Raw genomic sequence first — 12715 nt, 5'->3', positions numbered from 1 at the left:
GTTATGTTAATTAATTAACAAATAAACAGTAGGTCATTCTTAAAAATCTGATTTTAAAGTTCCCTGTATTTTACTTAAAAATTGCTTTAATGAAACAAATACAATTTGTTGATTTATAATGATTTAAGATGCTAAGCCAAATAATATTTGGTGCGTGTGCGCAAATACAGAAAGTACTTTTATTCCCTTTAATCAACCTTCCGCCTTAGGGAAACACCCTATCACAAGTTTTATTTAATCCCTTGGTTTAGTTAACTTGACTTCATATCTATATGCCACTATGATAGAGCTATTTACCACCCCACAAGTAAAAGAATTACTTCCTAAATACAGAGCCTTCATTGCAAAAGAAATCATACCTATTGAGCTCCAACTTCTCGATACAACAGACCGATCCGCACATGAAAAGTTACTAGCCAGACTCAGACAAAAATCCAAAGATGCAGGGCTCTGGGCCCCGCATCTACCAAAAGAATCTGGAGGTCTCAGTCTCAACCTGATCGAGTTTGCACAGCTCAGCGAAGTGATGGGCACTACCCCATTTGGGCACTACGCATTCAACTGCCAAGCACCAGACATCGGCAACATGGAACTACTACATGGCTACGCTTCGCCTGACATCAAAGCCCAGTTTCTCACTCCACTACAACATGGAGAAATTAGAAGCTGCTTCTCCATGACCGAGCCCGAACATGCAGGATCAAACCCAAAATACTTGAGTACTACAGCCATAAAAGAAAGTGAGTATTACATCATCAATGGACACAAGTGGTTTACCTCTTCGGCCGACGGCGCAGCCTTTGCCATAGTAATGGCTATCACCAATCCTGAAGCCACCAGCCCCTACGAAAGAGCCAGCATGATCGTAGTCCCACAGACACGCCAGGCTTCGAACTCGTCCGCAACATTTCCATCATGGGTGAAGCAGGCGCAGGTTATGCGAGTCATGCCGAAATTAGATATACCAATTGCAAAGTTCCTGCCTCCCACTTGATTCATCTGGAAGGCCAAGGCTTTATGCTGGCCCAACAGCGACTAGGCCCTGGACGCATACACCACTGCATGCGCTGGATTGGCATCTGTGAGCGTGCACTTGATCTGATGTGCAGTCGAGCGGTAGCTAGACAGGTATCGAGTACGGAAGTATTGGCTGACAAGCAAACCATACAGTACTGGATCGCCGAGTGCAGAACTGAAATAGACGCTGCAAGATTGCTTGTACTACACACCGCCTACAAAATTGAAAATGAAGGCAGTAAAGCAGCCAAACAAGAAATTTCTTCCATCAAATTCTATGTAGCCCATGTTTTGCAACAAGTACTGGACAAAGCCATACAGGTACATGGTGCCTTAGGCATGACTGACAACCTCATCCTATCGTGGTGGTACAGACACGAACGCGGTGCGAGGATATACGATGGCCCAGACGAAGTACACAAAACCGTAGTAGCCAAAGCTGTTTTGAAGCAATACTACCCTTCTAAATCATAACCCTATGAGTATGAGAGAGAAAAATATGTTAATGGATCGGTCAGGTATGATTCGACCAGGAGAAGGGCTTGACATCAAACGACTCAACGAATACCTAATAAAATGGCCTGAATTTGAGGAAGGTGTTAGCATTGAACAATTTCCCAGTGGCTTTTCTAACTTAACTTATTTAATCAAAAGTGGCGCTCAAGAATTCGTATTACGCAAACCACCCGTAGGCGCCAATGTAAAAGGCGGACACGACATGAAGCGAGAATATGATCTGCTAACCAAGATCAACCCTGTATGTCCATACTCGCCCCGTCCAGTTTTGCACTGTGCAAATAAGGAAATCATTGGTGATGAATTTTTCATCATGGAACGGGTTCGTGGTATCATACTCAGAAATGCGCCCCCAAAAAACATGCCCATGACTAGTGAGTTGATGCACACCATCAGCAGCCATGCAGTAGATATATTATGTGATTTACATCAATTGGATTTAGACAAAAATAACCTGTGGGAATTAGGCAAACCAACAGGCTATGCCAAACGCCAAGTAGAAGGATGGATCGATCGGTACAACCAATCGAAAACGGATCAACTAGCAAGCATGGAAGCGCTCAGCAACTGGCTACTACAGCACATCCCAGAAAGCAAAAACGTCTCTCTTTTGCACAACGATTATAAGTATGACAACCTCGTACTCTCGCTCGACAACTACTCAGATATATTAGCCGTGCTGGATTGGGAAATGGCTACTATTGGCGATCCACTAATGGATCTAGGCACCACACTGGCCTACTGGGTAGAACTACTCGACCCTCCTGCCCTCAAAACTTTCAATCTCACCTGGGTGCCAGGCAATCTCAATAGAAATGAAGTTATCGAGCGGTATACAGAGAAAACTGGAATAGATACTACAAACATACTTTTCTACTATGTGTTTGCTTGTTTCAAACTAGGAGTCATTTGCCAACAAATCTATGCCCGATATAAGCAAGGCCTCACCAAAGACCCAAGGTTTGCTGGACTCATCAGTGTGGTAAATGCCTGCGCAGCTAATGGACAAAAGGCTTTAAACACAGGTAAAATTTCTAATTACTAAGACATTGACAGAGAAGTTTGGTTCGTTCAGCGAGTATTCTCATTGCTTTTGTATCAATTCAACACCTTTAAAGAAAAGTTTTTAAAAAACATCCAAATGAAATACTCTTCACTACTCATTTTGATTTTCTTGAAATCAATACCTCTGTTCGGACAAGGACTTCTTCTTTCTGATGGCACCAACAACATAGGCTTTACAGGTACAGATGGTTCAGGATTTTCTGCCACTCCATCAGCGGGTCAACTCAATAGCAATGAATGGAAAATTACTGGCATGAGTGATGGGAACACTACCTTTGGAGGTGAGTATATTACAGGAGACTATACAAGAGGCACTAGCAGCGGAGGAGTCGGTACAGGAGGTGTTTACATATTTGATGTAGGAGGAGGAAACAAAGCATTAGGCGTGCAACCAGGAGGATCAGACTTCACCCCAGGCTTCTTTCATTTGCAAACAACCAATAACGCGGGGGCTACTATTCAAGAAATTGAAATAGCCTACGACCTCCATATCTACAATGATCAAGGCCGAGCCAACTCCTTGGTATTTGCACATAGTGCAGATGATGCCTCCTACACACAAGTCACTGCATTAGATTATATCAGTGAAGAAGCTGCTGACGCTATTCCTGCTTGGCAAACGACTAATAGATCAACTACACTAACTGCTTTACAAATCGCCAATTCATCCAATTATTACTTCAGTTGGGGAGGATCAGACGTAAGCGGGGCTGGTAGTAGGGACGAATTTGCTATAAGCAACATTTCAATAACCGTACATTTGGACGAAGTCACTGCACCGCGATTTATCACTAATTTTCCTATAGCTAGAAATATTACTACTGACAATTTTGACTTGGTCGTTCAGCTCGACGAACCTGGTACAGCCTACTATGTCGTATTGCCTACTGGTGCCCCTACACCTAGCAATGAGCAGGTAAAAACAGGGAATGACGCCTCTGGTGCCTCCGCAGGTATCTCAGGTTCTATGTCTGTACCTACAGCCAACACAGATGCTTCCTCCAACGTGCCTGGACTAGTCGATGGACTCACATACGATGTATATGTGATTGCTGAAGATGACGAAGGCTCCCCCAATCTACAAGCAAGCCCAACGATGATTCAAGTAGAAGCTAGTATCGAAAGTATTGCCATCACAGAATTTATAAACAACCCATTCGGAAGTGAGCCTACAGCCGAATGGATCGAAATATTCAATTTTGGAGAAACTTCTGTAGATCTAAACGGGTGGACTTTATCTGATGAAGGCGTAGACAACATTACAATCGCTAACAGCAGTTTGATTATCCCAGCCAATAGCTTTCTTATCTTAGCTAACAACAAGGCTTTATTTGAAACAGAATGGCTAGGAGGCACTCTAAATGCTCAGGTCATAGATATTCCCAATTTTTCCTTAGGCAACACCTCCGACCAAATCATACTAAGCAATAATACGGGTACTGCCGTATGGAGTGTAGCATACAATGATGACGACACTGAAGGTATAGCTACCTACCTAGACTATAGTGAATCTATGGACACCCGATCATATGGTAGCATGGCACTACCCGGCATCGTCAGGAATGGCAATGACAATCTAGGTGCTACCCTTGGCTATGAAGGCAACAATTTCACTACCGACAATAAAGCTTATAGCTCCACTCAAGGCGACACAGGCAGCCCGTTGGACGGAGACTATATCATATCTCTTCCCGTTACTTTGATCTCTTGGGAGGGGTATTTCATATCGTCATTTACACACCTACAATGGCAAACGGGCTCAGAACTCAACAACGAAGGGTTTTATATTGAAGCATCACGAGACGGGGTCGAATTCTATGATTTGGATTTTGTGATAGGACAAGGCACCAAAAGCTCTACTAGCAAGTATAGCTATCAAGACCATACGTTTGAGCAATCTCGTTATTACCGACTCAGGCAAGTAGATTTTGATGGCACAAAAACATGGTCTGAAGTGATTTACATCAAAAATAAGGATCTATATAGCCAACAGCTGTATCCAAACCCAATAGCACAACAAGTGTACTATTCACAAGCTTTTCAAAACGAACCACTGCGATTCTCCATTCACACCAGTCAGACCAAAACCTTTGAAGGGCTGGTGGATTGGCCCGAAGCCAAACAACGTCTATTGGCTCTCCAACCTGGCATTTATTACATTTCGATCAATAACCAAATTCAAAAAGTAATTAAAAAGTAACAAAAAAGACTGTTTCAAAAGTCTATAGCCAACCAAAAAGGTAGAATAACTCTTGAAACAGTCTTTTCTAAAATTGAGTAAATTCCGTTACTCCTTTCTGAATTTCTTCAAAATTTGCTCCATGTGCTTACCAGCGGCTTCTCGCCCACCCAAACCATAAGCTAAAGCCACAGTCACTGCCAATGACCCCAACGTAAGACCAAAAGCCAAATCAATGATGCTATTGGCAATACCCATGGTACGCAATGCAATAGCTAAAAACAAACCTATAATAGCTACTCGAGCTACACCTGCAGCAAATTCGTTCTCCTTTTTCTTGCTCATAGAACCATAGACTACTGAAGCCACAAAATTGCCCAACACCATGACTACTAAGCCAAAAAGGATATCACCAGATAGGTTTAGAATATTATGCATCACTTCGGTAAGGCGATCCATACCGAGCAACTCTACACCAGAGATGACACCAAAAAAGACAATAAAAAAATGAAGCACATTCGAGAGCACTTTAGATAGCGACTGATCATCTGACACGATAAATAAATGCAACTGTTTTGAGAGCTTATCTACTCCCACATTGACAAGCAAATCATTGACGAAAGTCGCCACAAACTTGCCCCCTATAAAAAAGATTGCCATAATCAGTCCTGCCCCTATGATGTGCGGTACAGCATCCATAAGCTTGTGCAAAATATTATTGGCTGGTGTAGTGATGGCATCAAGTTCCAAAGCGTTCAACCCTTGAATAATCGCTGGAATGAAAATAGCTATAAATACAATCTGTTGCAGGAAATAGACCAATTTTTCAGTTTCTTTAAAGCCAATCTGCTCTCCTATTCTATCTAAAAAACTACCAGCCATTTTCACTAGATTAGAAACAAATTTGGCTAAGATATATCCGATGAATACGACCGCACCAGCTGCCACTATTTTAGGAACAAAGCTCAAAAACTCATCGAGCATATTGCGAATAGGATCAAGTACATAGCTGAATCCCAGCATTTCTAGTACGATCAACAGGATCACCACCATGAATATGTAATAGGCAAAATTGGCCAAAAACTTATTCGTATCTACGATGGTATTGCCCAGTAGCCGTTCGTCCCAGTCCGTTTTTTTCATGAGGCTATGTACTACCCTTTTGATGAGTAGTGCAATGAGCCAGCCCACCACAAAAACCACGAGTGCACCGAGTACGCCTGGCAGCGTATCATGGATTGAATTTATTAAGGTTTGTAAGTAATCAGGAAAAACCATTTCTTCTTATACGTTTAGATTTATAAAAATTCTGACGAATAAGTTAACTCATGCCTACCAATTATCCTAAGAATACAGCCCTTGACCTATTGGAATAGTTAAATTACATCTCCTATTTATTCAATAATTTTCAGTGCTTTTTTGATCAAAATGAGATCCTTTTCTGCATAGTTCAACTGTAGAGCCAAATCATGTCCCTTCTCTGTCATCTTGCCCCAAGTCTTTTGCACGATATCCACTACTTTGTCGTCTGCATGCTCAGTAGCGAAAGCCGAGAAATAGTATTTCAAAAACACTAAGCATACCACATCTTCAAGTTGCTGAGTCTCCAAATCATTTTTCAGCCGTTTTTTAGTGACCAAATCATTCACTTTTACGACAAGTTCCTGATCAGCACCTTCTTGCTCTAGTATTTCCGAAAGGAGCTTTCCATGATATAGTTTGAGATCGGTACGCCACTTGAGGTATCCTGCACGATCCATAGGGTAATCTGACCTTGGTATAGCCCATCGCTGAATGTGCTGACCACGAGCAGCTATTTGCATGGCTACAGACGGTGCATTGTCATATTTGCCAAGCATCTCTGTCATTCGTTGTCCATAGATCAATTCTTTTGGATATGCCTTGCCCTCAAACTGCTCCTCATTAGGATCCTTACTGTTTATACTATCTATTTCTGCTATTATCTTGTCAATCATATTTGTTCATTTATAAGACCGTAAATATATAAGAAGCGGGGCAATTGGCATTCGTCGGATGATATTTCTAACTTCGCCGAATGAATATAGGAAACCAAAAAGTAGTATCCATCACCTATAAACTCCAAGAGGGAAATAAGAGTGGTGCGGTAGTCCAAGAAGTGGACAGCAAAGAACCATTCGTATTTTTGTTTGGAGCACAGCAGGTATTACCTGACTTTGAAATTCATCTGAATGAAAAAGCCGTTGGCGATTCTTTTGAATTCGGCATCGAGAGCGACAAGGCCTATGGCCCTGTAGATGAAAACGCAGTAGTAGATTTACCCAAAAACATGTTTGAAGTAGATGGCAAACTTGGTGATATCGTAAAAGTGGGCAACTACCTACCGATGAACGATCAAGAAGGCAATCCACTACAAGGGCTAGTCGTGGAGATCAAAGACGAGCATGTGAAAATGGACTTCAACCACCCTATGGCTGGCAAAGACCTTTTCTTCTCTGGTGAAGTAGTCGAGATCAGAGAAGCCACTGCCGAAGAATTAGAGCACGGTCATGTACACGGGCCAGGTGGACATCAACATTAAATTAATAATAAAAAAGCTACCAGATTTAGAACATGGAGGGTGCTCTTCGTCTGGTAGCCGTAACAAAAGATACTTATTAGAACTATTCTTAAAAATCGTATTGGAACATCAGCTGTACTGTAGGTCGCTCTGCATACCTATCGGCAGTAGCCCTGATCCACTGGTGCAGAAACCCTAGCTGCACATTGGCATTTCTTGCCACCCTATACCCTGCTCCTACATACAACCAGTTTCTATCAAAAGACTTCGGTTTCAATCCATCTTGGTGAAACCAAATCTCATCAAATACATGAACAAACCAATCGTCTGTCAGGTCTCTAAACATCGTAAATCGGTACCTAAAACGATTAGTGAAATGCGTCCCGTCTATTTCATAATTATCGTCTGACACCTTAACAGGCACACCTATAAACCGATGTTCCTGCCGATAGCGATGCATTATTTTCAACTTCCCAATCTTTTGGGTTAAAGTCACTTGCTCCCAAATGTTATTTTCTGGTACTGCCGTAGGTAGCGGATATTTGCCAAACTGTGAATTTTTGATGTAGGTATATCCGACCGTAAACGACACATTATCATTGAGTTTATAATCCAAATAAGGTCGAATCAAAAACTGTTCTTGCTCTTTGGTCCAATCGTTTCTTCTGACATGCAACTCATTGCCTATTCTCCATTTTTCATTGAGCGAATAATGATTCAACATAAAAAACCAAACATTAGGATCTCCATGAACCTCTTGTCCATAACTATCTATCGTACTGAGTAGGAGCAAGACTCCTGCTAAAATTCTTTTCATTATTAATTTTCTTTTATGCGGTGAAGTGAATTTGTTTATTTAAACCACTTCAGTTAATCTGATATTTATGAAATCTGACACGCAAACTATCTACTCTTTTACGATCTTCTTTCCTTTTATTGTATAAACTCAATATTAGGGCTATATGACCTAAAAGGGTTCAGCATTTTTACCTATTTATAAAAGAGAGTTATTACCTATTCTAGGTTTTTATCCATTATAAATCATAGGTATACCGAGGTGGAATGGCCATATAGCCCACAGTCAAAACATTCGTTGAATGCTTTGCTGCTATTGGTAATAAGCAAAAAAGGGTAAAAATTTAGCCTAGCAGGCTAGCTTGAGACAGCAATAGACAATATAGAGAGCGACTGGGGACACTCGGTGGACTGATAGCAAAGCTGCAGCCTTTGTGTGACTACGAAAGTAAATAAAATCAGAACGGTCAATAGTCATTGACGCACCCACATCATCTTCATCGTCGCCTGAGAAATTCACAAAACTCTTGCGCCCCGACTCCAAGGTTTCTTGGATCTCGGTCTCTTCTACTTCTCTGCCCTCTATAGCGTCAGTCCCAATATTAACCATCGCCATACCCATGTCACAAACCGTGAAAAACCCGGCAAGGAAAACAATGAATGTCACTACGATATGTCTTTTGGTCAACACTTGAACTTTACTTGATTTGAAAGAGTAGTCTGTCTATGTATTTCTTATTTGATAATCTGAGCCGTATGCTCTTTAGTTTTCACTTTCCCAATAATTTCTGATATCACGCCCTGCTCATCGATCACAAATGTCGTCCGTACTGTGCCCATGTACTTGCGACCATACATCTGTTTTTCTGCCCACGTGCCATAGAGGTCATGCACTACTTTGTCAGGATCTGCGATCAGATCAAAGGGTAGTTCGAACTTGTCGATAAACTTCACGTGGGATTTTTCGGAATCAGTACTCACTCCCAAAACCACATAGCCTTGCTTTTGTAACAATTCGTAATTATCTCGCAGGTTGCACGACTGTGCAGTACACCCAGGGGTATTGTCTTTGGGATAAAAGTAAAGGACTACTTTCTTACCTTGATAATCAGACAATTTAATAGTCGTGCCATCTTGTATCTTCGCCTCAAAATCTGGTGCTTGGTCTCCTACTGATAAACTCATATTCGTAACGTGTATTAGAAATTCAGTAGCAATTTAAAAACTTATTTGGAAGGCGCATGAGCTTCCTCCAAAGATATAAGTAGTCAATCGACAACCGTCACCATGACGAAGTCTAGATCCTCTCAATTCATACGCTTTGTATTTGTCTGACATACCATAAATCTAAATCCTTCTCCATCATATTGCAAATACTCTAGAAAACCGACACGCCTTGAAAAAGCGCATCAGGGGCAGTTTTTTTTCACATTACTAACCAGTATGATTTATTTAGCTATTGATCTAATATTCTTTTTAATTAACCTAATTCTGTCTTTAGCACGTGGCATAAACTAAGAAAAAATAGCAACTACCATTTTTTCATGAGGTATCCTTCACAATTCACTAGTGTTTAATAACTCTAGCTTAGACCATAGCTATAGGTGCTGCCAGACAACTATCGGGGATTTTGAATGCCTCTACCAACGGAACTGCATTTTCCCTGATTTGCATGCAGAGCTGGTTGATCTCACGACGGATAGCTTTGGTTTTGACACCAGCCATGTAGTCGTGCTCTAGATACCATCCCTTGTTTTTTTCGATTTGAGACAGAGCAAAAAGCTGACACAGTTGGGTGAGTATCGCTTTGCAGCCTGCATCTTCTGTTCGCTCGATTTGCGCTACAAACTGTTCCAATATGATTCTTTCCACATAGGCAAAACCAACGTTGAGTAAGTGGTTTTGCGTTTGGTTGAAGGCATCAAAAGAGTCCATTCCTTGATCAATATGCTTTTTAATCCTACGTGCAGCTGCACTCAAGATTTCTTTTTCTCGATAGCGAAAAGCACTCAAATGAAAATCAAAATCCAATAAGTGCTCCTTACTGGTGTTTCGGACAGTGATAGGATTGAGTTCAGTTACAGAAGTTTTCGCCTGATCTGCAATGTAGCCCAAGATACCAAAAAGGTTGATGTCCGAAAATTCCTTTTTAAACTCCGACAACCTGCTTTTCGCCACTAGTTGCATCAGTACAGTATTGTCACCCTCAAAGGTCGTGTACACATCTGTGTCATTTTTGAGACGGTCGATGCGGTTTTCGGAAAGGTAGCCTTTGCCACCGCAGGCTTCTCTGCATTCCTGAAGTGCCTGTGTTGCATGCCATGTCGTGAAGGATTTCAACCCTGCAGCGAGTGCTTCGATCTCCTGCATATCATCCTCTGTCCTGCTCAAAAACCGCTCGGTCAAGTACTGGAGTGAAAAGTGCAGTGCGTAGCTATTAGCCAAAAGCGGCATCAATCGACGCTGATGGGTTCTGTAGTTGAGAATGGGTACTTCACTTTCATTCTCTGGGCCAAACTGTCTGCGTTTGTCGCCATATTTGATGGCAATGGCTAGTCCACTCTTGGTGGCACTGAGCCCCGAGCGAGGGATGCCGATACGCCCTCCCACCAAAGTGCCGAGCATCGTGAAAAAGCGACGATTGTCGCTGGTGATGGGGCTTTCGAACTGCCCTTCTGAGCTAACAGAGGCGAATCTATCTAGCATATTGTCATAAGGAATGACGACTTGATCAAACCATACTTTGCCATTGTCCACACCATTGAGACCCATTTTCCGACCACAGTCTACTATTTTGACGCCAGTCAAAGTGTTTTTGTTTTTGTCCCGGAGCGGAACTAGAAAAGCATTGACTCCATAATCTACACCATCGATAACGAGCTTGGCAAAGACTGTCGCCATTTCACCATGTACAGCGGCATTGCCTATGTACTCTTTGCAGGCATCAGGGTGAGGCGTGTGGATGATAAAGGTCTTATTGCCGTGATTGTAAGTTGCCGTGGTTTCGATCCCTTTCACATTGGACCCGTGACGCGTCTCTGTCATAGCAAAGCAGCCTGACAACTCCAAGCTACCTACTAATGACAGGTATTTTTCATGGTGTTTTTTGGTTCCTAAAAAGTAAATACTCATCCCAAAAAGCCCAAACTGCACACCAAACTTGATAACCATGCTGAGGTCGTGGTACGATAGTGTTTCCATGATGCTGAAGTAGGATCTCATGTCACCGCCGCCGCCATACTCTTGAGGAAATGCCATGGCACCAAAACCCTGCTCCGCGAGGTACTTACACCACTGCAAGACTTTTTCGCGATAGTCGGAAAGATTATCTGGATCGATGTAAGCAAACTCTTTGTCTGAGAGGACTGTTTTCACCTTCCGGATAATTTCTTTGTCTGGTCCGTCTAGCAAGTCGGCCATTTGCTGTATGTCAAATATCTGTTCGGTGCTTTGACTACCAGTGACAGTGTCACGGTTGGCGGAGCGCAAGTGGTAAGCAGCTTCGCTGGTAATCACGCCCAGTGCTTCCTCTATGTTGGTCAGTGGCTCGCGGGCTTTGTCGAGCGAGTCGATGTCTTGACTACGAGCATTGAGTGCCGCTAGCTTGAGACCTATATCTACTAGGGAGTTGCGCATCTCTGGACTGAGCTGATTTGCAGTTTTTCTTATTTCTACCAACCAAGACTTGAGTTGTCTAGGGCGAGGTGGATTTTTGGGATCCAAATATGAGAGTAGAAACTCCCGCTCTTCACTACTCAGCCAGCCTTGACTTTCCATCAATTCCCTGATTTTGACCACCTCACTTGGCGTAAGGACAGCGTCTGCCCATACCATGTAGAGCATAGGCAAAAAGGCGTAAAGTGAAGGGTTCTTTTCGAAATATGGAGATGCTAAGAGGTCTGTGGTCATATCAGTTCAAATATTAATTACCTGTTTGTATCGTAAGATAGCAAACGTGGAGAATGAAGAAATAGATTTGAATCCAAATAATTCGATGAGGGAGTCATTTGCAGATTGGAGGAATGTACACCCATCAGCCACTTATTTAAAGAAAAGTAACTCGCACAAGAGATTAGACTATTCGCAAAGCAAAAAAACAACAAACCACCAAACGGAGTATATTCTACACTACTTCCATTCGGCTCTTCTCATCGGTGCTGGCCCAACTAAACCCAGGGAAATAATAGCTTCATTTACTTCCCTCTTGTGTGACTTTGACATAATCAAAATAATTGCCAGCTTGTAACGATATGATGAAGACACGAAAAGTAGCCTCTGGGTTTTTCCCTAATTGGATATCCAAAGTATTTACATCACTACGCGTGACGGTTATACTATCTCTCTTGATGGAATATCCCGGAAATTCCAAATCTACACCTTCAAAATCATAGTAGGATTGGTTGTCGACATGGATTTCGGAAACCCACCACCAATCTCCTTTAGTAGTGACTTGACCAGAACTGGCTATTGCAGGCAAGATCAATTCTCTAGTAGACAAATGGATATTATCATCCCAGTCGCCATCATCTCTCGATTTTTCACAAGAGGTATTTGCTAAAACAATAAGCAACACGAACAGTAGATAGTATAGCCTCATGACGAAC

Annotated in this window: 12 protein-coding genes; 5 read left to right on the top strand and 7 right to left on the bottom strand. The window is 42.2% G+C overall.

The annotated features are described in order from the left end of the window. The first annotated feature begins 280 nt into the window (after nt 1-280). The 4 genes from N7E81_RS19335 to N7E81_RS14220 all read left to right on the top strand — a co-directional run bounded on the left by N7E81_RS19335 (nt 281) and on the right by N7E81_RS14220 (nt 4798). Nucleotides 281-994, top strand: a complete 714-nt coding sequence (locus N7E81_RS19335) for an acyl-CoA dehydrogenase family protein (protein ID WP_317624050.1) — start codon at nt 281-283, stop codon at nt 992-994. After that, a complete protein-coding gene (locus tag N7E81_RS19330) occupies nt 916-1491 on the top strand; it encodes an acyl-CoA dehydrogenase family protein (RefSeq protein WP_317624049.1) in 576 nt (191 codons plus the stop codon). Before N7E81_RS19335 ends, N7E81_RS19330 begins: the two co-directional genes overlap by 79 nt. 10 nt (nt 1492-1501) lie before the next feature. Then, entirely contained in the window at nt 1502-2578 is a 1077-nt protein-coding gene (locus N7E81_RS14225) for a phosphotransferase family protein (RefSeq protein WP_263050260.1), read from the top strand. A gap of 96 nt (nt 2579-2674) precedes the next feature. Next, a complete protein-coding gene (locus N7E81_RS14220) occupies nt 2675-4798 on the top strand; it encodes a lamin tail domain-containing protein (RefSeq protein ID WP_263050259.1) in 2124 nt (707 codons plus the stop codon). An 87-nt stretch (nt 4799-4885) separates the two neighbouring features. On the opposite strand, the gene N7E81_RS14215 is transcribed toward N7E81_RS14220, so the two are convergent. Continuing rightward, nucleotides 4886-6055, bottom strand: coding sequence for a mechanosensitive ion channel (locus N7E81_RS14215; protein ID WP_263050258.1), 1170 nt, complete (start codon nt 6053-6055; stop codon nt 4886-4888). A 116-nt stretch (nt 6056-6171) separates the two neighbouring features. Next, nucleotides 6172-6753: a DUF4202 domain-containing protein gene (locus N7E81_RS14210; RefSeq protein ID WP_263050257.1), complete on the bottom strand. Its 582-nt coding sequence runs from the start codon at nt 6751-6753 to the stop codon at nt 6172-6174. 80 nt (nt 6754-6833) lie between these two features. On the opposite strand from N7E81_RS14210, the gene N7E81_RS14205 reads away from it, so the two are divergent. Continuing rightward, complete coding sequence (locus N7E81_RS14205) at nt 6834-7337, top strand: FKBP-type peptidyl-prolyl cis-trans isomerase (protein WP_263050256.1); 504 nt, start codon at nt 6834-6836, stop codon at nt 7335-7337. Between the two features lie 88 nt (nt 7338-7425). Here N7E81_RS14205 and N7E81_RS14200 read toward each other — a convergent pair whose 3' ends face one another. The 5 genes from N7E81_RS14200 to N7E81_RS14180 form a co-directional block, all read right to left on the bottom strand. Then, on the bottom strand, nt 7426-8133 hold the full coding sequence (locus N7E81_RS14200) for a DUF2490 domain-containing protein (protein ID WP_263050255.1): 708 nt from the start codon (nt 8131-8133) through the stop codon (nt 7426-7428). 327 nt (nt 8134-8460) lie between these two features. Continuing rightward, nucleotides 8461-8802 carry a hypothetical protein gene (locus N7E81_RS14195; protein WP_263050254.1) on the bottom strand — a complete coding sequence of 114 codons (342 nt, stop codon included), beginning with the start codon at nt 8800-8802 and terminating at the stop codon, nt 8461-8463. Between the two features lie 44 nt (nt 8803-8846). Continuing rightward, nucleotides 8847-9296 carry a thioredoxin-dependent thiol peroxidase gene (gene bcp / locus N7E81_RS14190; RefSeq protein ID WP_263050253.1) on the bottom strand — a complete coding sequence of 150 codons (450 nt, stop codon included), beginning with the start codon at nt 9294-9296 and terminating at the stop codon, nt 8847-8849. A 402-nt stretch (nt 9297-9698) separates the two neighbouring features. Further along, on the bottom strand, nt 9699-12020 hold the full coding sequence (locus tag N7E81_RS14185; protein ID WP_263050252.1) for an acyl-CoA dehydrogenase family protein: 2322 nt from the start codon (nt 12018-12020) through the stop codon (nt 9699-9701). Nucleotides 12021-12300: 280 nt separating this feature from the next. Next, on the bottom strand, nt 12301-12708 hold the full coding sequence (locus tag N7E81_RS14180; protein WP_263050251.1) for a hypothetical protein: 408 nt from the start codon (nt 12706-12708) through the stop codon (nt 12301-12303). Nucleotides 12709-12715 lie beyond the last annotated feature (7 nt).

Source organism: Reichenbachiella carrageenanivorans, from assembly GCF_025639805.1.
Taxonomy (GTDB): Bacteria; Bacteroidota; Bacteroidia; order Cytophagales; family Cyclobacteriaceae; genus Reichenbachiella; species Reichenbachiella carrageenanivorans.
The sequence above is the reverse complement of the archived record's forward strand: the minus strand, read 5'-3'. Positions and strand labels throughout refer to the sequence as shown.

Bases quoted from the DNA above. Each gene is read 5' to 3' on its own strand.
- N7E81_RS19335 (WP_317624050.1), top strand. From the start codon at position 281: ATGATAGAGCTATTTACCACCCCACAAGTAAAAGAATTACTTCCTAAA.
- N7E81_RS19330 (WP_317624049.1), top strand. From the start codon at position 916: ATGGGTGAAGCAGGCGCAGGTTATGCGAGTCATGCCGAAATTAGATAT.
- N7E81_RS14225 (WP_263050260.1), top strand. From the start codon at position 1,502: ATGAGAGAGAAAAATATGTTAATGGATCGGTCAGGTATGATTCGACCA.
- N7E81_RS14220 (WP_263050259.1), top strand. From the start codon at position 2,675: ATGAAATACTCTTCACTACTCATTTTGATTTTCTTGAAATCAATACCT.
- N7E81_RS14215 (WP_263050258.1), bottom strand. From the start codon at position 6,055: ATGGTTTTTCCTGATTACTTACAAACCTTAATAAATTCAATCCATGAT.
- N7E81_RS14210 (WP_263050257.1), bottom strand. From the start codon at position 6,753: ATGATTGACAAGATAATAGCAGAAATAGATAGTATAAACAGTAAGGAT.
- N7E81_RS14205 (WP_263050256.1), top strand. From the start codon at position 6,834: ATGAATATAGGAAACCAAAAAGTAGTATCCATCACCTATAAACTCCAA.
- N7E81_RS14200 (WP_263050255.1), bottom strand. From the start codon at position 8,133: ATGAAAAGAATTTTAGCAGGAGTCTTGCTCCTACTCAGTACGATAGAT.
- bcp (WP_263050253.1), bottom strand. From the start codon at position 9,296: ATGAGTTTATCAGTAGGAGACCAAGCACCAGATTTTGAGGCGAAGATA.
- N7E81_RS14185 (WP_263050252.1), bottom strand. From the start codon at position 12,020: ATGACCACAGACCTCTTAGCATCTCCATATTTCGAAAAGAACCCTTCA.
- N7E81_RS14180 (WP_263050251.1), bottom strand. From the start codon at position 12,708: ATGAGGCTATACTATCTACTGTTCGTGTTGCTTATTGTTTTAGCAAAT.